The sequence below is a fragment of the Providencia alcalifaciens DSM 30120 genome (genome assembly GCF_000173415.1).
In the GTDB taxonomy this organism is placed as follows: Bacteria; Pseudomonadota; Gammaproteobacteria; order Enterobacterales; family Enterobacteriaceae; genus Providencia; species Providencia alcalifaciens.
Genome location: NZ_ABXW01000042.1, coordinates 87,504 through 109,498, shown reverse-complemented (window position 1 = coordinate 109,498; position 21,995 = coordinate 87,504). Strand labels below are relative to the sequence as shown.

The window sequence follows — 21,995 nt, the reverse complement described above, 5'->3', positions numbered from 1 at the left end:
GTTTTTGATTCTTAATGATGGTTATTTATTGATAATAAAGGTATCAGAATGAACAAAGCACAAAAATTCGCTGTATCTTCACGCAATAAAAATAAAGCTGTAATAAATAAAAATATTTTCCAACTCTCGATTATTACCTCTGCTCTATTATTTTCTGGTTATACACTGGCTTACTCTGAAACTGGGCAACTCGGTGATAAAAATAGTTGGGAAAGCCAAGAATATAAAAATGATTGGGGCTTAGCCGCCATGAATGCTTCTAGTGCATACGCGCTGGGATATCATGGACAAGGCGCTAAAATCGGAGTCATGGACTCCGGTGCGTTATTATCTCACCAAGAACTGAGTGGTTCCCGCTTCCACGCCGTTAAAGCCAAAGGTGAGTACGGCTCAACAGGTATGCGTTACCCACAAGAATTAGGCGGTCACTATGAAAAAGGCCAAGCCTTCGATGTGACTGGCGATTGGATCAAAGGCGTGAATGATACTCACGGCACACACGTTACAGGTACTGTTGGCGCGAATCGAGATGGTGAAGGCATGCATGGAGTTGCATGGGGATCGGATGTCTATGTGGGCAATACCGGCGCTACCGATAGCAACAACTACGGACCTTATCAAGACTACCAATATTTCTATACTGGCTGGAAAGCCATGGTCGATGCGGGCGCTCAAGTCATCAATAACAGCTGGGGAACTAACCCAAGAATTATTGATGCTGGTAAAACCGTCGGACCGGATGGTGGTAATACTAGCGTGCATTTACCCGTAGATACCACTCAACAAACTGAATACGAATATTTTTACTTCAAAAAAATCTATGGAGATAATCCATCCTTTGTGGATGCCGCCTATGATGCAGTGAAAGATACCAATGTGGTACAAGTCTTCACGACAGGTAACCGTGATTTTAAAAACCCGTACTACCGCCCTCTCTACCCTTATTTCAATCCACAAGCTGAGAAACATTGGATTGCCGTTGCGGGTTTAAAACAGACCGCAGATAAGACCGGTTATGAAATTGAAGGTATGTTCAACGAAGCGGGCAACGCCAAATGGTGGACCGTGGTTGCACCGAGTCGTTATATCTATTCCAGTGTCGTCGATGCCGATGGTAATCCAGGTTGGGATACTTTCAGTGGCACCTCAATGGCTGCACCACATGTCACGGGAGCCATGGGTGTTTTGATGTCCCGCTACCAATCCATGAATGCTCTGCAAGTGCGTGATGTCATGTTCACGACCGCTAACCGTTATAACCCAGATGGTAGCCTCTATAAAGACTGGAAATCCGCTGATGGCGTACCCGATGAGCGCTATGGTTGGGGTACCCCTGACTTAGAAAAAGGCATGTATGGTCCGGGTCAGTTCTTAGGTAAATTCGAATACCAGTTAGATGCCGTACCACTTGATGTGTGGAGCAATGACATTACCCAAGCAGCGCTTGATCAACGTGAGCAAGAAGATCTGGCTTGGCTCGCTGACTATAAAGCCAATGGCATTGATGCAGGTGGCGATTACAATCTGGGTACCGATTTTGTGGTAAATGACGGTAATCCAGATCCAACCTCGCATATTATTGACAAAGAAGAGGCTAAAAAATGGCGTCAGGAGTATTACCAAAAACGTGCCGATGCTATTCAAGCAAAAATCGATGCGGGTTTATACGATGGTTCTTTAGTCAAAACGGGTGAAGGCTCGCTGGTAATGACGGGTGACAATAGCTACCGTGGCGGCACAACAGTTAAACAAGGCTCACTGTTCGGTTTCACTGAGTCATTTGGCACGGCTGATGTGAACGTCAATGGCGGCACAATTAGCGTACTCAATCACTATAATGACCAGTTTACTCAAAAAGGTCAGTTAGTCTCCAATGAAAGCCATAAAGCCAATATCAACATCAACGACAACGGTACCTATTTAGTCACCGCAGGTCACAATGTAAATGTTGGGAATATGACCTTAAATCAAGGGGCTAAACTGGATATTGCTGCGGATAACATTGGGCAACTGAAAGACGTTTATCTCAATGACAATACCGTACAAGGTACTGTGAATGCTGATAATTTAGCTGACAACCGTGCTAAGTCAAAAATGCTCGCGAATGCCGCACCTAATGCAGTAAATAATGACTATGCCTTATTCCAAAAAGAGGTTTCTGTCAAAGACAACACCATTACAGGCTCTCTGAGCAAAAAAGCGGATACCTCATTTGCTTCATTTGCCAATAATGAAAATGGTCGTTCAATTGCTAACGTACTAGAAAATAACGCTAAAGGTCAGCTATTTGATGCAACGCTACCAATGAGCGCACAAGATCTTCGTCATACCTATCAATCATTAGGTAGTGATATGTACCTCAATGCTAACACGGCTAGTGTGGTTAACGTTTTAGGTCTAACTCGAACAGTGAAAGATCAGGCAATCGGGATCGGTCATGGTCGCTATGCTAACCTTGAAAATAGCAATGCACGCATCTGGATGACAGGTGTTGGTCAATGGGGCAACCTTGATTATGGTTACAGCAATATGGATACCGATTTCTACGCGGCATTAGTCGGTGCAGAAATTGATGTTGCCTCACATACCAAAGCGGGGCTGTTCTTCGGGGCAGGCTCATCTAAATATAAAGCCCATGAGTACGGTAAAATTGACAGCAATGACCTGCATGTCGGTGCCTACGGTGTATCTAATATCCAGAATGTTGCTGCCATTAATTATGGTGTCACACATACTAACCAAGATCGTGATGCGAAACGCACATTATGGGTTGGTCAAGATTCAGGTTACAACTCCAGCAGCTATGATGCGAAAATTACTCAACTCTTCGTGGAAGGTGCGTATACCCAATTGAATAATGATCAATATTCGATTGAACCCTATGCTGGATTTAACTGGTTACATGTCACCAGTGACAATCTGCATGAACAAGTGGGTAATATGCAATTCACCACTAAAACTGACAACCAAGATATCCAAGTTGGTACTGTCGGTTTACGTGGTGGCTACCCATTCGCCGCGGGTAACGTTAATTTAGCCCTGAAAGGCGATGTTTCAGCCAGCCACTTATTTGGTGATAATCGCCCTGAAGCCATGCTGTTCTTATCAGATACTGGCGAAGCCAAAATCCGTGGCGGTAAGCTGGATAATCTGTTTGGAATTGGCTTAGGTATTGATGCTCAACTGAACAAATCGACGACTCTCGGCGTATCTTACCAAGGTCAATACAACAGTGATGTCAACTCAAGTGGTGTGAATGCGACATTAAAAATTAACTTCTAATACAATAGATTGAAAAAGGGCAGAGTTCACTGTTACGTTAACTCTGCCCTGTATTATTTTAGCGCATAGCTTGTATTTCAGAATGTGGTAACCCTGTAATTTTACTGATAATGTCAATACTTAAGCCAAGGTCCAAACTGGTAATAACTTGAGTGTAAGTTCGCTGTCTAGCTATCGCTTGCTCCTCTTGCCGAGCTTCTTCTCTTCCTTCTGCTTTTCCTTCTGCTTTTCCTTCTTCTCTACCTTTTATTAAGCCTTTTTCTAACCCTTCATTTCTTAAACGGTCAGCAATCGTCATGACAGTCTCCTGATACCCTTCGGTTTGTTCAATTAATGTTTTGACTATCTGAGTGTATGTCGGGGTATCCATCACACTAAACAGATAGTTAATGATTAAAATCACATCATCACGGTGGTTTTCATTCTCACTAATCACCTGAGCTAAACGCTCGGATAGCACTATCAGGTCATCCCTCAATGTAGAATGTTTAAGCACGAGCTCCATTGCAGCAACTTTTCGGTGATTCACAATTTCATCGTCACTCGCTACCGTCACGTCCACCAGCGGCAATGGATTGCAATAGAGGTCATAGGCTAAATCTGCCCACGGAAAACAATCAGTCCATACCTGTGAATAGGGATAAGGCGACTGTTTCCCATGATAAAACAAGATAGGTACCACCAGTGGTAATGCGTTATTTCCTTGCTGCAAATGTTGGTTCATTGCACAGAATGCATAGTGCATAAGCCGCCATCCCATCAGCTTATCGGGGGTAGATTGATGTTCAACTAATAGGTAGAAATACCCTTTTCCCTTGAGAGTTTGAACAGAATAAAGCATATCTGAAAAACGAGACCGCAAGGTTTTATCGATGAATGAAGCACTCGCTAGCTTCAGTGTATCCAAATTACAAAGTGGTTTAATGCGGTTCGGAAGATAGATTTCAAAGAAATCTCGCGCATTATCGACTTTGCTCATAAAACCTTTAAAAGTCGAATCATGGGGTCTAGCAATGAGCTGCATTGTCATATCTACTGCCATCCTTATCCGTGTGATGACGAGATACTAACCAATATTTTTAAGGAAAAGGAAAAAAGTTAATCCTAATTACCGATAATCACTTGACAAACTAACTCATTGTTTTTAATTAAATAAATTACTTGTTTACACAATGGAAAAGCTCCCCCAATAAGCAATAGGCTTATTGGGAGAGCTTTAAAAACAAAGGGATTGCTGTTCTACTTTACAGGGAAGTTTGGACCGATTAGATCAATACGATCGGTACAAATTGCATCCACCCCCCAGTCTAATAATAATTTAGCGCGATCAGGGTCATTCACGGTATACACCAAAATAAATAAGCCAGCACGTTTCAAAAGATCAACTCGCGCTTTATCCAGTAAAATGTGGTCCAAATGAATAGACACACAATCTAAGCGCCCCGTGAGTTCTCGCCAATCTTCACGCCACTCTTCGAGTAGTAAACCGCGTGGTAATTCGGGGGCAGCGGCCTGAGCCGCTTCAAGGGATTCAATTGAAAATGAAGAGAGTAATGGCGCTGTTTGCCCCTGCCACCATTGACGAGCAGCGAGAGCCACCACAGTTCCTGTTTCGGTTTCTAAGCCCGTTGTGGGTTTAATTTCGATGTTTGCCATCATGTTATGTTGCTGGCAACGCTCCGCGACTTGTGACAGCAATGGCAAGGGTTCATGAGCAAACTCTTGGCTATACCAGCTTCCCGCATCTATTTTGATTAGCTGACTCCAATCGAAATCCCCCGCAATACCATGCCCATTACTGGTGCGCTCAAGGGTATCATCATGAAGCAGAAAAATTTGACCATCACGGGATAATTTAGCGTCAAACTCAATCATCGTATGACCATATTTTGCTCCGACATCGATGGCGGCAAGGGTATTCTCAGGGGCTAATTTTCCACCACCACGATGAGCAACAATTTTAGGATAAGGCCAAAGATTCATAAACGGTGTCCATATTGAGTATCAAAAAAATGCTGATGGGCTTCAGGAAGATGAAGCCATAGTGTTGTACCTACTTGGGGTCGATGTTCGTGACCAAGACGTACAATCACTTTTTGTCCAGCCCACTGACCATGCACAAGATTATCGGCACCTAACATTTCGAGTGTGTCGACTTCAAGGGGAATCCCCCCTGATGATTCAGAGCCTAATTGCAAATGTTCCGGTCGGATACCTAACGTTAGCGCATGCCCTACCCACTGTAAATATGTTCTCTCTAGAGGTAATTGCATTCCACCGTTTAATTCAAAACATGCGCCATCAGTACTTATTTTTCCTTCCAACAAATTCATCGCGGGGGAACCAATAAAGCTTGCCACAAAACGGCTAGCAGGACGTTCATACACCTCGACTGGTGAACCAATTTGCTCTGCGATGCCTTTATTCATCACCATCACTCGCTGAGCCAATGTCATCGCTTCCACCTGATCATGCGTGACATACAAACTGGTAGTTTTTAAACGTCGATGTAGTTGCTGTAGCTCAAGGCGCATTTGCACGCGTAATTTTGCATCGAGGTTAGAAAGCGGTTCATCAAACAAAAATACCGCAGGATCGCGGACAATCGCACGCCCCATAGCCACCCGTTGACGTTGACCGCCAGAGAGCTCTCTAGGCTGGCGCTTTAATAAACCATCAAGTTCTAAAATACGGGCTGCATCCTGTACTTTTTGACGAATGATTTCTTTCCCAAGCCCGCGAATTTTTAATCCCCACGCCATATTTTCTTCAACACTCATATGAGGATAAAGCGCATAATTCTGGAAAACCATCGCAATACCACGCTCTTTTGGCTCCAATTCCGTCACGCGTTTTCGGTCAATCCAAATGTCCCCACTGGTCACTTGCTCTAGCCCTGCCACCATGCGTAATAACGTGGATTTTCCACACCCTGAAGGTCCCACCATAACAATAAATTCGCCATCGGCGACATCTATCGTAAGCGGCTTAATGACTTGATTTTTTCCGTCCCAACTTTTGGTGACGGCTTGAAGCTTTAATTCTGCCATGGTTATTTCTCACTATCGACTAAGCCACGTACAAAAGCACGCTGCATCGCTAATACAACAAGAATAGGAGGAATGAGTGTCAGCAACATTGCAGCCATCACTTGGTTCCATTGTGTTGTCCCTTCTCCAGAAGCAATCATGCCTTTGATCCCAGCCACTGCTGTTCCTAAACTCGGGTCTGCGACGATCAAAATCGGCCACAAATACTGATTCCAACCGTAGATAAACGTGATCACAAATAGTGCGGATAAGTTTGTTTTAGACAATGGCAATACAATGTCGCGGAAAAAACGCATTGGGGAGGCACCATCAATACGTGCGGCTTCAATTAACTCATCCGGCAACGTCATAAAAAATTGACGAAACAAAAAAGTGGCAGTGGCTGATGCCATCAACGGTAAGGTTAACCCAGAGTAACTATCCACCATGTTTAAGCTGGAAATGACCTCTACAGTAGGAAAAATACGGACTTCTACAGGCAACATTAACGTAATGAAAATCATCCAAAAAAATAGACTACGGCATGGGAAACGGAACCAAACAATCGCAAACGCTGATAGCATCGAAATCGTGATTTTTCCTATCGCAATTACCAGCGCCATAATGGCGCTATTCACCAGCATTAACCAAAATGGTGCACTGTTTGCTGCGACGCCGTTATTCCAGATATAGGTCAGGTTTTCCCATAAATGGGTACCAGGGATCAGCGTTATCGGAGTATCAAAAACCGCTTTATCGTCCAGCGTCGCGGCAACAAACGCCACATACAGTGGAAATAAAATCACCAAAATTCCAAGTATCAGCATTGAGTGACTAAATAGGCTCAACCCTCGATTTTTTTCAATCATTGGTAACGCACCTTACGTTCGATAAAACGAAATTGAACTACCGTTAAGATGACCACCAATCCCATCAAAATGACTGACTGTGCTGCGGATGAAGAGAGATCGAGTCCCGAAAAACCTTCACGATAAATTTTATAAATGAGTGTTGTGGTTGCTTGTACGGGTCCCCCTCCCGTTGCCGCGTCAATCACCGGAAAGGTATCAAAAAAGGCATACACCAAATTCACGACCAGTAAAAAGAAGCTGACAGGGGTAATCAGTGGTAAAGATATTTTAAAGAAGCGTCGAATAGGACCCGCACCATCGATTGCAGCGGCTTCCATCAGAGATTTAGGAATCGACTGCAACGCAGCAAAGAAAAACAAAAAGTTATAACTAATTTGTTTCCAAACTGACGCTAGAACCACTAAAAACATGGCTTGCCCACTGTTTTGTGCATGGTTCCAATCATACCCAATCGCCTCCAAACCATAGGTGATTAATCCTCTTCCTGGGCTAAAGAGAAACATCCATAACACCGCCGCCACAGCGGGAGCTACTGCATAAGGCAACAGCATCAATGTTTGGTAAAAACGACTCCCTCTCACCACATAGTCAACTAACGCAGCAAAAAAAAGTGAAACCACTAACCCACACCCCGCGACCCACGCGCTAAAAATCATCGTGGTATAAAAAGAGTCGACATAATAGCTATCGCTAAAGAGTTGAGTGAAATTTTCCAATCCTACAAATTCACTGGATAATCCAAAAGGATCAATACTTTGTAGGGAGTACCATAGGGCTTGCCCTGCGGGCAAAATAAAGAAAATGACCGTAATGATTAATTGCGGCAACACGAGGACATAAGGCAACCAGCGAGAGCGAAATACGGGACGAGATGATGACATAAGCAACCCAATAAATCAGATGTGATGCAGCGCCCCTCTGCATGCCATCAGAGGGGCGAAAGGACTCATTACTGAGTGGATTTTTCAAAGCGGCGTAATAATTGGTTACCCCGTTCAACAGAAGCATCTAATGCTTGCTGTGGGGTTTTCTTACCGGACCATACTGATTCCAACTCTTCATCCACAATGGTACGAATCTGTGGCATGTTCCCTAAGCGTAACCCTTTGGTATAAGGGAGAGGTGCCTTATTGAGCATTTGACGCGTGGCAATATCTGCACCGGGATTTTTGTCATAAAAACCCGACTTTTGGGTTAATTCATACGCCGCAGTGGTAATCGGTAAATACCCCGTATTCTGGTGCCATTTTGCGGCATTCTCAGGCTCAGCAAGGAACTTCATAAATTCAGCAACGCCTTTATAAGTTGCGGGATCTTTGCCCTCCATCACCCATAAACTCGCACCGCCAATAATGGCATTTTGTGGCGCAGTTGGAATTTGCGCGTCGTATGGCATCATACCAACACCAAAATCAAACTTGGCGTGTTTACGGATATTGGCAAGAGAACCGGAAGACCCCGTAATAATGGCACAATCCCCGTTATAGAATTTTTCGGTTGGCTCATCTTTACGTCCTAAATAACTGAACGTCCCTTTCTTATTCATGTCTTGTAGCAGTTCAATGTGCCTTACGTGATCTGGTGTATTAAATGCCAAAACTGCATCCGTACCATCAAACCCATTATTTTTCGTTGCAACAGGTAACCCATTCCATGCACTAAAGTTTTCGATTTGAATCCATCCCTGCCAGCCACTCGCATAGCCACACTTCATTCCCGACTCACGTAATTTTTCAGTGTATTGAGCAAGGTCTTGCCATGTTTTTGGTGGCTCATCTGGATTCAAACCTGCTTTTTTGAAAGCCTCTTTGTTGTAATAGAGAACCGGCGTAGAACTATTGAAAGGTTGAGATAACAGGTGACCTGTTTTTGCGTCGCTGTAGTAACCGGAGACGGTAGGAACAAACTGGGATTCATCGAAAGCAATGCCAGCCTCTTTAAAGACTTCATAGACTGGCTTAATGGCTTTAGATGACATCATCGTTGCCGTGCCCACTTCATAAACTTGCAAAATAGCAGGGGCATTACCGGAACGAAATGCGGCTATTCCCGCAGCAAGGCTTTGTTCATAATTCCCTTTATAGGTAGGAACCACTTTGTAATCAGGATGCGTTTCATTAAAGCGAGTGACAAGGTCATTCACTTCTTCACCAAGCTGCCCCTCCATTGAATGCCAAAATGGAATTGTGGTGGCTGCTATTCCCTGACTACTAAACGCAAAACCAAGCATCAGTGCTAGAGCCGACTGTTTTATCGATGCCATGCCAATTTCTCTCTTTTATGATGACTAAAATTTATTCGCTGAGATTTACACTGAAATGTGCGAATTCACGCAGCTTATGTTCGAGAGAGAATTTATCACCGAGAAATGACAGAAATATCGCCAACACATGACAGACAGATGACAGTCATATCTCTTGCGAATGACGTTTACATGACAATCGACGTATTTTATTTTCTCGCTATATTACCAATAAACACGCGATGTAATTTAAAGCATTTGTTTTTGATTATTGAAAAACGACAAAATAACAAAAAATAGGAAACATGAATAATAAAGTAAAAAAAGACACGAGGAATAGTTTTGCGGAAATTGTCATTCTATACATATTAATCACCCTTATTTTTATTTAAAACAACACATAAATAAAAACAAACTTGAGAACAAGTCTATTCTTGACGTAACCATGCAAATAAATTTAATTCCTCATTTAACTTTAGGGTAATAATAAGATAACAACAAATATTTAATACAATAGAACCAAAAAACCAATAATACCCTATCAAACAAGCCATCTAATGATTATCATTTTATGTCTACTTATAAATACATATATCAATAGAAGTAAAAAAGGGTAAATAGAAAGCTATTTACCCTTACAACCTAATCGTTTAATAATGTAACTAACTGCCCGGTGTGAAATAAATTGGTGAACCTGGTCCTACTGGCAGCCCTAAAATAAATACCCAGACAATAAAGAACAGTGACCATCCAATAAAGAAAATAATGGAGTATGGCAACATCATTGAAACTAAGGTTCCAATTCCAGCATCTTTTTTATATTTAACAACGATTGCCATAATCAATCCAAAATAACTCATCATTGGCGTAATAATGTTTGTCACGGAATCACCAATACGATATGCAGCTTGGATAGTTTCAGGGGAATAGCCTGCCAACATTAACATCGGAACAAATATCGGCGCAGTCACCGCCCATTGAGCGGAAGCCGAGCCAATCATAAGGTTAATAAAGGCACAAATCAGAATAAAGCCAACAAATAATATTCCACCGTGTAGGTCAATGCTATTTAAGAAATTAGCGCCTTTGACCGCAATAACTTGCCCGATATTTGTCCATCCAAAGAATGCAACGAACTGTGCTGCAAAGAAAATGATGACTAAATAGAGACCCAAGGTGCTCATTGCGCTTGCCATCGCATCAACCACATCTTTATCACTGCGCATGGTTTTTGCAATATAGCCGTAAACAATCCCTGGAACCGCAAAGAAAATAAAGATAAATACCACAATCGCTTTTAAGAAAGGTGAATTACTCACTAACCCAGTTTCTTGATTACGTAAAATTCCACTTTCCGGCACCACCATTAAGGCTAATACTGCCGCTAATCCCCAGAAAGTCACCGATGCCCAGAACAGCGCTTTTTTCTCAAGCGGCGTCACTTCAGCTGAAGCTCTGAGCTTATCTTCATCTTCATCAACACCACCGCCCTGATAGGGACCTAACTGTGGCTCAACAATTTTTTCGGTGATGAAGTAACCCAAAATAGTAATCAAGAACGTACTGGCGAACATAAAATACCAGTTCGCTTCTGCACCGACGATATACGTCGGGTCTATAATTCGTGCGGCTTGCTGTGTGATCCCAGACAATAACGGATCAACTGTTCCTAACAATAAGTTTGCGGAATACCCACCGGATACGCCAGCGAATGCCGCTGCCAACCCTGCAAGTGGATGGCGACCTAATGAATGGAAAATAATTGCGGCAAGAGGAATCAGCACCACATATCCCAACTCTGCGGCAGTATTCGACATGATTCCAGCAAACACAATTGCAACAGTCGTTAATTTGCGAGGCGCTTTAATCACAATTAGACGCATTGCAGCGGATAATAGACCTGCACGTTCCGCAATCCCCACACCTAACAATGCCACTAATACCGTACCTAATGGAGCAAATCCGGTAAAGTTGGTCACGACATTGGAGAGAATTTTACGAATACCCTCAGCATCTAATAAACTCACAATGTGAATGATTCCGTCTTCAGCGCGACCTTTCGCGCCTTCAGGGCGAGGATCAGGAACACTAATACCAAAATACTGACCGACTGCTGAAGAGACTAATAAAATCCCAATTAAGATAATGAATAGAATGACAGGGTGTGGCAAGGCATTACCCAACCACTCAACCGTACGTAAAAAACGGCTACCCTCTTGTTTTTTTTGCTCCATATTTTCTCCTTATAAACAAGAGAAATGGACATTACACAATATTTTTTGCCTCACCTAATCACAAATACACAATTTCAAACCAACAAATTTGATACAATTTGATACATAAACTAATAATTACTAGATGGATAATAAAATAACAGCATTAATTTTGTTAAATTTTATTTATGTAATAATCAAATTTTATAAAAATTAAATATCAGTAAATATAAAAAATGTGGTCAAGTTAACATTTTAATAATATTAAGGTGCCATTTTTTATTATTTAACACTATCAAAGTATCAAATTTAGTCGGTTTTATTTCATTTAATCTGTCTAATGCACATTTTTACAATACCTCAAAATCTGTGTCATTCCCCCCTACAAAAAAACCATTAGCCAGATTAATGTGCGTTTCTCATTCACACTAATCAACGTTATAATTCATGCTTATTGACAACAGAGCGAACAATAATGTCTGTAATTGATCTTTGGGCCGAGCGCCATATTCAAGACGCCTTAAACAAGGGAGAATTATCCAATCTCAATGGTGAGGGTAAGCCTTTGCAGCTTGATGATGATAGCCTCGTTCCTGAGGAATTAAGGGCGGGATATCGTATTCTCAAAAATTCAGGATATCTACCTGCTGAATTACAGCAGAAAAAAGAAGCGCTCAATTTATGCCATATGTTACAGCAACTCTCTGCCGATGACCCTAATTATGTGGCTATCAACAAACAGCTGGCATTACTTGAGTTGAAACTCAAACAAGCCAATATCAACACCGATTTTTTATACGGAGAGTACTCCGCGACAATTTCGCAGCACGTAGAGTCTAAATGACGTAATTTAGACATCATATCAGGGATTTTAGGCGATATTCCAACGGTGTTTTACCGTAAAATTTACGGAATGCGTGGCTAAACGCTGAATGGGAATCGTACCCGACAAGAGTGGCAACGTGCTCAATGGTTTGATTAGTTAATAATAAACTTCCAGCAGCTTCCATCCGTTTTTGTAATAGAAACTGCATGACTGTGCCCCCAGTCTCTGCTTTCATTTTACGCTGTAATGTACTGACAGACATATAAAATGCAGAGGCAATATCCTCGCAGCTTATGGGTAAATGCAAACGTAATTCAATCCAGTGAGTCAATTCATCAATCCAACGATTTTCAGGCGTTAACTGGGCTAATAATAGACGTGCGACGGCAAAGTTCTGTTCAGGTGCTTGAGGAAAATGCTGTAACCAATTCAATAACCCTATCGCAGCAGGCGTGAGCGCGAAGTGGGTCATTCGCTCACTTAATGCCCACTGTGCTGTTGCTGGCATTTCCAATACATAGTTTTGATTACCTTTTTGCCCACTAAAGGCATGACTCACACTCGGAGGGATCACCACCCCCTGACCCGCATTCAATAGCCAGTGTTGGCGATGCATATTGATTTCCATCGCGCCAGATACGGCAAATACCACCTGCCATTGCCCATCATGTTGATGAGAAATAACCTCTTGAGAATATTGGCGATAATGCAGTTCAGGTAATAACAAGGTGAGCTCCTACTGGGTGGCATACAGTAGGAGTATAACGGTTTTAATCAAGAAAATGCAGCCTTACGGCTTAAGCAAGACGAGAACCATTCGGCACGGGTAAATTAAATTCCGCTAATACAATCGCCCCTGTTTCATCTGGTGCTCCCGTAATTAACACTTCAGATTTTATGCCAGCAATACGTTTAACTTCAAAATTACACACACATAAAACCTGTTTTCCAATTAAACTTTCGGGAGTGTAATGCACCGTAATTTGTGCGCTTGAGCGTTTAATTCCTAATTCTCCTAAATCCACATCCATGACATAAGCGGGCTTCTTCGCTTTACTGTTCACTTCCGCACGAATAATGGTGCCAATACGCATTTCAACTTTCGTAAAGTCATCCCACTCAATAATTTGCATATCTCATTCCTAAATTAAACGATAGTCATACGTTAAATTAGCATAGGATAGACAATGACTCTTAGCGTTAAACATTCATTTTATGTTGTGAAACCGTCATTGATTATCACCTGAAAAAACAGGCAATAATCAATGGGTATACGAGAGATAAAACCGAAGATTACATCGTTGAGAAGGTGTTCATAATAATACCGCCAGAGATAATTAATCCCATCGCGAAGACAGCAGGCACATCGGGTTTCTGCTTATATAAAATCATCGAAACTAACGTTACACCAACAATACCAAACCCACACCATAAAGAGTACGCAACACCCACAGGGATATATCCCATTGCACGAGTTAACGCAAAATAGCACAAACAGTAAGCCACAATCACTAAAATAGATGGACCTAATTTACTAAAACTGTTGGTTTTTTTGATCATCGATGTTCCTGTAATCTCCGAACCAATCGATAATGCCAACCATAAAAATCCAGTAAACATACTATTCCTCTCTTCTTATTAATGAGCGACGTTGTTAGTTGAAGACAGTGACGCTTCTGAATTTTCAGCTGGTTCAGCCTCATCAGCCCCCATCTTAGAAAACAAGTTCATAATCACGATGCCAGACGCAATGACCCCCATTCCGATAATTGCCGCCATATCGGGATGCTGCCCATAAAAAAGCATACCTAAGGTAGAAACCATTAAAATGCCCGTGCCTGACCAAGTGGCATATGCTAATCCAACTGGAATATATTTCACTGCGCGAGAAAGAGAGTAATAACAAATAACATACAGAATCACTATCAGACCTAATAATAATGATTTGGTTGTTCCTTCACTATTATCGAACATTTTCAATGTGGATGTTGCTGAGGTTTCAGAAATAATCACCGCCAGCATCCAAAGCCATGATTTTGCTTTAGAAGACATAGATAATACTCCTACATAGATAGACGTTTAAAATATTAAATTGAAATGAAATCTATTTTTTTAGAGACTTTAAATAATCTATTGCTGAATCTGTTAATTTATTTTTATTTAGAGAGTATTCCTTTGGGTCATTCATTACTTCGTTCAAAGTAATATAGCGATTCTGATTAACTTTATTTTCACTCGATGCCTCATCATTTCTAATGAGTATTTTATTTTCAATATTATTAAATGTATCGAATTGAATACCTAATGAGATAGCCTTATTTATATTCTCTTTAATTAGGTCGTTATACTGTTCATTTTTATTCAAACCTAATATCTGGTTTAAATCACTATCAGGACAACAATGATATTTCAGCGCCAAAATAGGAATATTTTGAGAGAGTGCATGTAAGATAATTTCACTTTCTTCGCTAACGGATAATCCATTCACAACTTCACTAACGACCTTACTTCCCAGAAAAGGTAAAAACACACAATGGAATTCAGCCAGCTTGTCTACACTAAAGGTATTAATATCAAATTGTTGTCCGATTTCTTTCCATTGGTTCCCTGTCGATTGGTTTCCTGTCGATTGCGTTAACATTTCCTTGGTGGCATAGAAAGAAAAAGACATCGAGGATAACGACAATAAACGTTGATACACCGCCTGTTGATAAGCTTGGCTAGGGGACAATACCACTAATACTCGCTGTTTCAGCTGTTGCAGTACCTGTGACACTATCTGCTCAATTATTTTTTCGTTCATCTTGCCACCGTTCGCTAAGTATTTAGCTGACAACAAAAACACTGTCATTATTGCGTAACCCTGCTGCATTCGCTTCATCTGTATCAATATGAAATTCCAGAGAAAATCGTGCATCGACTCGAATAACAACTTCATCAAATACGAGGCTACGCTCACCCTCAGTCCGCACACATACCCGCTGTCCATTAACGACATTGAGCGCGCGAGCATCCATCAGGTTCATGTGAATATGGCGTTGGGCACAAATCACCTGTTCCGAGAGATTAACGTACCCAGCCGGACCAATTAACAGCGCATTTCCTGACTCATTTAGATCCCCAGACTCACGCACTGGTGCTTTAATGCCAAGCGCAAAACAATCGGCTTTCGAGACCTCAAGCTGAGTTTTGGGTCTTGTTGGTCCTAATACTCGCACTTTACTGATCGACCCTTTAGGTCCAACCACCATCACACACTCTTTTGCCGCAAATTGTCCCGGTTGTTTCAAATCTTTAAATGGCGTGAGTTGATAACCTTCACCAAAAAGAACGGTGACGTCCTCTTGCGAAAGATGAACATGACGGTTAGAAACGCCCACCGGAATAGCGATAGGACTCTCCATTATTGCAGCAGAGTTTGGCACGGCTAAGCGAGACAGAATTTTCCCCATTAGCTGCTGGTTTATCATGATTTCTTCCCTTTACGAACTTCCGCTTTTGGCTCTACAACAACATGATTTTCTAGCGTTTCTACAGAAGACTCACGCACTGACGCTTCACGACATTGCTCAATTTCACTCGCGGTATTCTTGGCAGATAACAGTTGAGTGATCACACTCTCCTCAGGGCGAGCAATCACTAGCGTACCTTTTAATAAATTTTGATGGCTGACAACCGATGCACCATGATCAACCGCTGTTCTTACTGCACTAATTTCCCCCTGAAAACAGACAGAAACTAAGCCAGAACCAATTTTACGATAACCAACAATCTCAACACTTGCCGCTTTACATGCCGCATCGGCAGCTTGTATTGCCGATGTCAGTCCGTAAGTCTCAATGACACCTAAACTTTTCATCTTTCTCTCCTACTTAGTGACGAACCAGTCGAATATCAAAATCGAATGTTTTAAAGAAAGCCTCTAATTGATCTAACTCTTCAACGCTGTAGGTTGGATCTTTCTTGATGGGATAAATCATATCGAGCTTGTCGTATTTCCCACGACCAAGCTGGTGATAAGGTAAGATATCAATTCGATTTAAATTACCGCGTTTCGACAATTCCATGGCGTACTCAATTGCGCCAGTTATGGCATCAAAAGAGTCGTTGTATCCGCGAACTAAAGGCATACGCATCACCACATTTGCCCCCAACTCCATTAATCTTTCGAGATTACGGCGCACATTTTCATTACCAATACCAAACAAGTTTTTATGCTCAACGGTATCGATATGCTTCACATCGAACAAGAATAGGTCGACAACTTCGGCTAACCTTTCATAATTGGCGAGTGACGTTGTTCCTTGAGTTTCAACGGCTGTATTGATCATCATCTTTTTACATTCACGCAGAAGTTCCACAGCAAAGTCAGTCTGTAAACTCATTTCACCGCCACCAATCGTGACACCACCGCCAGAGGAAATATAAAAATCGTAATCCTGCATAATGATGTCCATCATTTCAGAAACCGTGACATCTTTTCCCATAATGTCTAATGCATCAGAAATGCACACTTCCTCACATTTACGGCAGCCAATGCAGTCAATACTGCGATTCACGCGATGGATAGCTTCCCCTTGTTCATTGGTTGTCATGTAATGGATACCTGTCGGGCAGACATCCACGCATTTCCCACATCCCACACATTTGTCGTGGGAAAACATCACTTGAAATTGGCTACTGAGCCCTTCAGGGTTAGCGCACCAAGGGCAACGAATATTGCATCCTTTGAGAAAAATAAGGGTACGAATGCCATCACCGTCATAAATTGAGTATTTCTGGATATTAAATATCCGCCCTCTGATTTCTGCCGCTGTGTTCATCATTGCATCTCCAAAACAGTTTCAAACTTATTGTTTTTATTATGATGGGTAGGGAATAGCTATCTATCCCCACCCAGATTGGGTTTAGAACTTCTCAATCACGGTACGGCTAATGATTTCGTCCTGAACCTCTTTACACAATTCAACGAAGTAAGCACTGTAACCAGCAACACGAACGATTAAGTCACGATATTTCTCAGGTTCTTGCTGTGCTTTTTTCAGCATTTCGTTATCAACGTAGCTGAACTGCATTTGACCGTTACCCAAAATGGATGCCGTTCTTAACAAGGTGATTAATCCATTGCGGCCTTCTGGCGTATCCAATAAGCCTTTTAAGAACTTAAAGTTATGCACCATCCCGATATTCATCGTTTCCACGTTCATTTTACTGATGGACTTAATAATCGCCGTTGGTCCTTGTTTATCAGCACCTTGGGTTGGGCTAATACCATCTGACAGAGGCATCCATGCTAAACGACCATTTGCCGTCGCTGCGGTTAACTCACCAATCGGTGTATTGTTAGAAATGGACAATGTTCCGTGACTCAATGTGGAATACAGCATGTCGTATTTACGACACTCACGTTCAGTCCATTCAGTAATGTCTAAAGCATATTGGTCAACATAGTTGTCATCATTACCGAACTTAGGTGCATTCAGGCAATCACGACGTAACTCTTCATAACCTTCAAAGTTGGCAAGCAGGCCATCGCGCACTTGCTCTAAGGTATAGCGACCCTCTTCATAAACCACTTTGCGAATAGCCGCCATTGAGTCAACGTAAGTTGCTAGACCAGAGAAAATCAGCCCTGGACCGTGGTTAATCATTGCACCACCCGCCGCAACATCTTTCCCTTTCTCCATACAGCCTTCCACCAGCAAAGACATCAATGGCTTTGGCGCGACATCACGGTGAACACGCTGACTGATGACCGTACCAATCGCAGATAGGCGAACAATATGGGCAATTTGCGCTTTCACCGCGTTATCGAAATCTTCAAAGGTTTTCAGGTTACGCAGATCTCCGGTATCTAAGCCTTGGTGGCTATCAAACAGCACCATCCGACCACGATTCAGAACAAATTCAATCGCAATAGGCCATTGTGTGTAACCCGTTGATGTCCACTGATAAATTCGACCTGATTTTTGTGGTTCCACGCAACCCATTAAGCAATAGTCGCGCGCATCTTCGAAATCAAAGCCTTTACGTAGCATCATTTTGATATGGGAATCGTCAAAGTGGCAGGCAGGGAAGCCCATACCGGCTTTCACCACATCTACGATTTTTTCCATATATTTTTGCGGAGATTGGTTGTGAATACGGCATGCTAATGATGGCTGATAAACTTTAACGAAACGGACTGCATCCATAATTAAGTACGTTAAATCGTTACATGCATCACCACCCGAGCGTTTTTGACCACCCACAGTTAAATTGATAAACGGCTGATATCCAGCGAAATATTTAGCACCCAGCTCACTGGACATCCACATTAATTCCGCACATTTGATGATAAACGCCTGCATCATTTCCAGTGCTTGGTCTTGAGTTAAACGACCCGATTGAATATCGCTTTCATACATTGGGAAACAGTATTGGTCTAAACGACCTAATGACAATCCAGTTTGGTTTTCTTCAATTTCAAACAAGGATTCCACAGTCCAAATACTTTGCAGCGCTTCTTGCAATGTTTTTGGTGGGTTCGCTGGGACATTTTCGTTCACTTGAGCAATTGTCAGTAACTCTTCACGACGTTTCTGATCTGTCTCTTGAGAAGCCAGTTCACGAGCATGTTCAGCGATACGATGCGCATAAGCCACCACCCCCTCACAGGTTTCAATCGAGGCTTTATAGAAATAAATGCGGTCGATGTCCTCTGGATTTTGCATGCTTAACTCAGCCAGTCTTGCCTGAGCATCCGCTTTAATGCCATTCATGCCTTTAGTGAAAAGTAATACGTCATAACCTGGGCAAGTATCGCCGCCGCCATTGATTTGGTGATAGGACAAGTCACTCACAAAGGTTTCGCCGCTGAATTCCCAAACCCCCGCTTCACGGTATTGCGCTTCACAAATTTCATCCAGAGAACGACCTTCCCAAAATGGCGCGATTTCTTCACGAATCACTTTTTTATCTTCTTCAGAGATCACAAATGGATCTTGTGGGCGAGTGCTCATTGTATCGAGTTCGTCTACCACCCAGCGCCATGCGATATCAGGAGAAAATGCCCCAGCGCGTGCTTTACCGCATGGGTGACCGACAATCAGCTCTTCAGGTTGAATCAAGATAGGTGCGGTTTCACACGCACGACGGAACGCTTTTGCACGCAACAAAATCGGCGGTAAACCTGGATTATTCTTTACCACTTCCGTAAAGGCTAATGCGCGATAGATAGACACGCTTGGACGCGCTTCTAGATAACGGTTACGCAAACGCTGTAAGCGCGGCGTTAACCCTTCCATCACTTTGAATTCATTATCTTGTTGAGCCGTTGGTGCGACATAACTCGCTGAAGCCGCAGAATATTGAGGCTGCGTACTTGCTTGACCGCAATATAAACGGACTTTTAATCCAGCATTAATTGCGCTGATATTTTCATGAGCCGAAAGCATCATCGCGGAAAGTTCGTTGATGCAAACTTGCGGATCATTAAGATAGATACCGCCTTTAAGCGCATCAAACATCGGATAACCATCCATCGCGCGAGTTGCACGGACTTCCGACAATTCAGCCAGTTTCAACCATAGACTTTCAACAATCTCATAAGCCTGTTGTGGCGTTAAGCGGCCTTGCTCAATGTCGCGTTGGTAGAATGGATAAACCGCTTTGTCGAAACCCATTGGATTGACGGCATAGCTGCCATTTTCTAAATGCAAAATCAGTTGTAATAAGTAGAATGCTTGGCAAGCTTCTTTAAAGGTTTGCGCGGGTTTTGCGGGTACTTGGCGTAATACTTCTGCACTCTCTTGCAGCTCAGCACGACGATATGAATTCGCCTCTGTTGACGCGAGATTTTCAGCTCTTAACGCTAAAGATTGGGCAAAATGGATAGCAGCATCACAGGCATAAATCGCCGCACGGCAATTATTTGCCTCATCAATACTGTTACGACTGACCGCACTACCAATATTTCTGACGCGATTTTCCAGCTGGTTTTTAATTTCGGCGAATCCCACATTTAACACAACTAAATAATCGGGAGCGGCAATGGCACTATCACCGGCTAAAAACTCATAAATACTCTGGCTGTGCACTTCGTCTTCCGTATGAAAAATAGCACCACGCGGCGTTGAAGACTGGCTACCAATGATCAATTCATCTTGTGCGATAAACGCAGGGAAATGACGAATAAATTCATAAAACTGTTGAGCGGGTTTAATCGCTTGTGGTGCACCCGTCAGTTGGTTTCTCACGGTTTCAAGAATGTTGGCACGTTCGGTAATGATTGAGCAATTACGAGCACTTAAACGTTCAGCCAGTGTTTTTACTCGTGGGGTCAAAGCATATTTGGCCATGTTAGCCTCTCCTGATGTTCTTTCTCGTTCGTTATTCATCACATAAAAAGCGTTAACTATTAAAAAGACTGTCTGTACAGTGCTTCTATCTGCTTTTCATTTACGTCCCGTGGATTAGTCGGAGTGCAACTATCGCGCAATGCTTGTCCAACCATTTCCCCTAAACGGGCATTAAAATCAGTTTCATTGACGCCTGTCGCGTGGATGCCTTTCGGCATATTCATTTCATCTTTCAGTACGTTGATTGCCATGATTAAGCTCTCAACGCCTTCACGTACGTTCGATGCTGGTAAATTAAGTTTTTGCGCTAATTCGGCATAACGCTTAGCCGCAGTCGTTTCACAACAGCCTTCCAGTCCTGCGTTAAATGCCACCACTTGCGCCATCAATATTGCGTTGGCACGACCATGAGGAATATGAAACACACCACCTAGTGCATGCGCTAAGCTGTGGGTGATCCCAAGAGATGCATTGGTAAATGCCATTCCCGCAATACACGATGCGTTATGCATTTTTTCACGAGCCACTAAGTTGCTGCCGTCGCGATAGCAATCAATGAGATGGGCAAAAACTAACTGAACGGCTTTTTCTGCAAGTGCATCTGAAAAATCAGAAGCACTGCGTGACACATACGCTTCTATGGCATGACATAACACATCCATTCCCGTATCTGCGGTGATAGTGGCAGGAACAGATTTCACTAATACAGGGTCTAAAATTGCCACATCTGGCAACATAAACTCATCAACCAATACCAGTTTTTCTGAGTGAGACTTAATCACCGAAAAAGCCGTGACTTCAGAACCCGTTCCACTGGTTGTGGGGATTGCCACAAAATGAGGTTTGGTTCTATGACTGTCTTGGCGGGTATGCCATAAGGAGTAAATAACCGCTTTCGCAGCATCAATAACCGAGCCACCACCCAGTGCAATCACTAAATCTGGGTATTGGCTATCCATGATTTTCATACCCTTCACGATGGATGAAATTTCTGGATCTGGCACCACATCATCGTACAAAGAAAATGAGATACCTTGCTGGGTTAATCGACGAATCACTTCATCGGCTAACCCGAATTTCACCATCGCTTTATCGGTCACGATAAACGCGTGCTGGGCATTAACTTGAGATAAATAATCCAAAGCATTTGCACCGAATTGCACTCTTGGCTTAATGAAAAACTGGTTCATGC

The 21,995-nt window shown here is 42.6% G+C and carries 19 protein-coding genes; 2 read left to right on the top strand and 17 right to left on the bottom strand.

Annotation, left to right across the window (positions count from 1 at the left end; all coding sequences use genetic code 11):
• The first annotated feature begins 48 nt into the window (after positions 1-48).
• On the top strand, positions 49-3,282 hold the full coding sequence (gene pta / locus PROVALCAL_RS07235) for an autotransporter Pta (protein ID WP_006658523.1): 3,234 nt from the start codon (positions 49-51) through the stop codon (positions 3,280-3,282).
• A 58-nt stretch (positions 3,283-3,340) separates the two neighbouring features.
• On the opposite strand, the gene PROVALCAL_RS07230 is transcribed toward pta, so the two are convergent.
• The 7 genes from PROVALCAL_RS07230 to PROVALCAL_RS07200 all read right to left on the bottom strand — a co-directional run bounded on the left by PROVALCAL_RS07230 (position 3,341) and on the right by PROVALCAL_RS07200 (position 11,659).
• Positions 3,341-4,312, bottom strand: coding sequence for an Rpn family recombination-promoting nuclease/putative transposase (locus tag PROVALCAL_RS07230; RefSeq protein WP_006662510.1), 972 nt, complete (start codon positions 4,310-4,312; stop codon positions 3,341-3,343).
• Positions 4,313-4,521: 209 nt separating this feature from the next.
• Positions 4,522-5,265 (bottom strand): glycerophosphodiester phosphodiesterase, encoded by a 744-nt coding sequence (gene ugpQ, locus PROVALCAL_RS07225; RefSeq protein ID WP_006658521.1) that lies wholly within the window; start codon positions 5,263-5,265, stop codon positions 4,522-4,524.
• Positions 5,262-6,332 (bottom strand): sn-glycerol-3-phosphate import ATP-binding protein UgpC, encoded by a 1,071-nt coding sequence (locus PROVALCAL_RS07220; RefSeq protein WP_006658520.1) that lies wholly within the window; start codon positions 6,330-6,332, stop codon positions 5,262-5,264. Before PROVALCAL_RS07220 ends, ugpQ begins: the two co-directional genes overlap by 4 nt.
• Positions 6,333-6,334: 2 nt before the next feature.
• Entirely contained in the window at positions 6,335-7,180 is an 846-nt protein-coding gene (gene ugpE / locus PROVALCAL_RS07215; protein WP_006658519.1) for a sn-glycerol-3-phosphate ABC transporter permease UgpE, read from the bottom strand.
• The gene (gene ugpA, locus PROVALCAL_RS07210; RefSeq protein ID WP_039861733.1) at positions 7,177-8,064 is read right to left on the bottom strand and encodes a sn-glycerol-3-phosphate ABC transporter permease UgpA; all 888 of its coding nucleotides are present in this window, start codon (positions 8,062-8,064) and stop codon (positions 7,177-7,179) included. The genes ugpE and ugpA overlap by 4 nt, the downstream gene beginning before the upstream one ends.
• 68 nt (positions 8,065-8,132) lie before the next feature.
• Positions 8,133-9,446: a sn-glycerol-3-phosphate ABC transporter substrate-binding protein UgpB gene (gene ugpB / locus PROVALCAL_RS07205; protein WP_006658517.1), complete on the bottom strand. Its 1,314-nt coding sequence runs from the start codon at positions 9,444-9,446 to the stop codon at positions 8,133-8,135.
• Positions 9,447-10,087: 641 nt separating this feature from the next.
• Positions 10,088-11,659, bottom strand: a complete 1,572-nt coding sequence (locus PROVALCAL_RS07200; RefSeq protein ID WP_006658515.1) for an AbgT family transporter — start codon at positions 11,657-11,659, stop codon at positions 10,088-10,090.
• A gap of 454 nt (positions 11,660-12,113) precedes the next feature.
• Between PROVALCAL_RS07200 and PROVALCAL_RS07195 the strand changes: the two genes are divergently transcribed.
• On the top strand, positions 12,114-12,482 hold the full coding sequence (locus tag PROVALCAL_RS07195) for a DnaJ family domain-containing protein (RefSeq protein ID WP_006658514.1): 369 nt from the start codon (positions 12,114-12,116) through the stop codon (positions 12,480-12,482).
• A 13-nt stretch (positions 12,483-12,495) separates the two neighbouring features.
• On the opposite strand, the gene PROVALCAL_RS07190 is transcribed toward PROVALCAL_RS07195, so the two are convergent.
• The 10 genes from PROVALCAL_RS07190 to PROVALCAL_RS07145 all read right to left on the bottom strand — a co-directional run bounded on the left by PROVALCAL_RS07190 (position 12,496) and on the right by PROVALCAL_RS07145 (position 21,993).
• On the bottom strand, positions 12,496-13,191 hold the full coding sequence (locus tag PROVALCAL_RS07190) for a helix-turn-helix transcriptional regulator (protein WP_006658513.1): 696 nt from the start codon (positions 13,189-13,191) through the stop codon (positions 12,496-12,498).
• A gap of 70 nt (positions 13,192-13,261) precedes the next feature.
• Positions 13,262-13,597 carry a tRNA-binding protein gene (locus tag PROVALCAL_RS07185; RefSeq protein ID WP_006658512.1) on the bottom strand — a complete coding sequence of 112 codons (336 nt, stop codon included), beginning with the start codon at positions 13,595-13,597 and terminating at the stop codon, positions 13,262-13,264.
• A 160-nt stretch (positions 13,598-13,757) separates the two neighbouring features.
• Positions 13,758-14,084: a DMT family transporter gene (locus PROVALCAL_RS07180; protein ID WP_006658511.1), complete on the bottom strand. Its 327-nt coding sequence runs from the start codon at positions 14,082-14,084 to the stop codon at positions 13,758-13,760.
• An 18-nt stretch (positions 14,085-14,102) separates the two neighbouring features.
• On the bottom strand, positions 14,103-14,516 hold the full coding sequence (locus PROVALCAL_RS07175; protein ID WP_006658510.1) for a DMT family transporter: 414 nt from the start codon (positions 14,514-14,516) through the stop codon (positions 14,103-14,105).
• Between the two features lie 52 nt (positions 14,517-14,568).
• Positions 14,569-15,267, bottom strand: a complete 699-nt coding sequence (locus tag PROVALCAL_RS07170; RefSeq protein ID WP_224050613.1) for a hypothetical protein — start codon at positions 15,265-15,267, stop codon at positions 14,569-14,571.
• A 22-nt stretch (positions 15,268-15,289) separates the two neighbouring features.
• On the bottom strand, positions 15,290-15,934 hold the full coding sequence (locus PROVALCAL_RS07165; RefSeq protein WP_006658508.1) for a phosphate propanoyltransferase: 645 nt from the start codon (positions 15,932-15,934) through the stop codon (positions 15,290-15,292).
• Positions 15,931-16,323, bottom strand: a complete 393-nt coding sequence (locus PROVALCAL_RS07160; RefSeq protein WP_006658507.1) for a BMC domain-containing protein — start codon at positions 16,321-16,323, stop codon at positions 15,931-15,933. Before PROVALCAL_RS07160 ends, PROVALCAL_RS07165 begins: the two co-directional genes overlap by 4 nt.
• Before the next feature lie 13 nt (positions 16,324-16,336).
• Positions 16,337-17,287 carry a choline TMA-lyase-activating enzyme gene (cutD, locus tag PROVALCAL_RS07155; protein WP_039861742.1) on the bottom strand — a complete coding sequence of 317 codons (951 nt, stop codon included), beginning with the start codon at positions 17,285-17,287 and terminating at the stop codon, positions 16,337-16,339.
• An 84-nt stretch (positions 17,288-17,371) separates the two neighbouring features.
• On the bottom strand, positions 17,372-20,803 hold the full coding sequence (gene cutC, locus PROVALCAL_RS07150; RefSeq protein ID WP_036963339.1) for a choline trimethylamine-lyase: 3,432 nt from the start codon (positions 20,801-20,803) through the stop codon (positions 17,372-17,374).
• Between the two features lie 59 nt (positions 20,804-20,862).
• The gene (locus PROVALCAL_RS07145; RefSeq protein WP_006658504.1) at positions 20,863-21,993 is read right to left on the bottom strand and encodes a 1-propanol dehydrogenase PduQ; all 1,131 of its coding nucleotides are present in this window, start codon (positions 21,991-21,993) and stop codon (positions 20,863-20,865) included.
• Between the last annotated feature and the right edge of the window lie 2 nt (positions 21,994-21,995).

Excerpts from the sequence above, each read along its gene's own strand:
- cutC (WP_036963339.1), bottom strand. The coding sequence starts at position 20,803 with ATGGCCAAATATGCTTTGACCCCACGAGTAAAAACACTGGCTGAACGT.
- ugpB (WP_006658517.1), bottom strand. The coding sequence starts at position 9,446 with ATGGCATCGATAAAACAGTCGGCTCTAGCACTGATGCTTGGTTTTGCG.
- PROVALCAL_RS07195 (WP_006658514.1), top strand. The coding sequence starts at position 12,114 with ATGTCTGTAATTGATCTTTGGGCCGAGCGCCATATTCAAGACGCCTTA.
- ugpE (WP_006658519.1), bottom strand. The coding sequence starts at position 7,180 with ATGATTGAAAAAAATCGAGGGTTGAGCCTATTTAGTCACTCAATGCTG.
- cutD (WP_039861742.1), bottom strand. The coding sequence starts at position 17,287 with ATGAACACAGCGGCAGAAATCAGAGGGCGGATATTTAATATCCAGAAA.
- PROVALCAL_RS07160 (WP_006658507.1), bottom strand. The coding sequence starts at position 16,323 with ATGAAAAGTTTAGGTGTCATTGAGACTTACGGACTGACATCGGCAATA.
- pta (WP_006658523.1), top strand. The coding sequence starts at position 49 with ATGAACAAAGCACAAAAATTCGCTGTATCTTCACGCAATAAAAATAAA.
- PROVALCAL_RS07175 (WP_006658510.1), bottom strand. The coding sequence starts at position 14,516 with ATGTCTTCTAAAGCAAAATCATGGCTTTGGATGCTGGCGGTGATTATT.
- ugpQ (WP_006658521.1), bottom strand. The coding sequence starts at position 5,265 with ATGAATCTTTGGCCTTATCCTAAAATTGTTGCTCATCGTGGTGGTGGA.
- PROVALCAL_RS07230 (WP_006662510.1), bottom strand. The coding sequence starts at position 4,312 with ATGACAATGCAGCTCATTGCTAGACCCCATGATTCGACTTTTAAAGGT.
- ugpA (WP_039861733.1), bottom strand. The coding sequence starts at position 8,064 with ATGTCATCATCTCGTCCCGTATTTCGCTCTCGCTGGTTGCCTTATGTC.
- PROVALCAL_RS07180 (WP_006658511.1), bottom strand. The coding sequence starts at position 14,084 with ATGTTTACTGGATTTTTATGGTTGGCATTATCGATTGGTTCGGAGATT.
- PROVALCAL_RS07145 (WP_006658504.1), bottom strand. The coding sequence starts at position 21,993 with ATGAACCAGTTTTTCATTAAGCCAAGAGTGCAATTCGGTGCAAATGCT.
- PROVALCAL_RS07170 (WP_224050613.1), bottom strand. The coding sequence starts at position 15,267 with ATGAACGAAAAAATAATTGAGCAGATAGTGTCACAGGTACTGCAACAG.
- PROVALCAL_RS07200 (WP_006658515.1), bottom strand. The coding sequence starts at position 11,659 with ATGGAGCAAAAAAAACAAGAGGGTAGCCGTTTTTTACGTACGGTTGAG.
- PROVALCAL_RS07185 (WP_006658512.1), bottom strand. The coding sequence starts at position 13,597 with ATGCAAATTATTGAGTGGGATGACTTTACGAAAGTTGAAATGCGTATT.
- PROVALCAL_RS07220 (WP_006658520.1), bottom strand. The coding sequence starts at position 6,332 with ATGGCAGAATTAAAGCTTCAAGCCGTCACCAAAAGTTGGGACGGAAAA.
- PROVALCAL_RS07165 (WP_006658508.1), bottom strand. The coding sequence starts at position 15,934 with ATGATAAACCAGCAGCTAATGGGGAAAATTCTGTCTCGCTTAGCCGTG.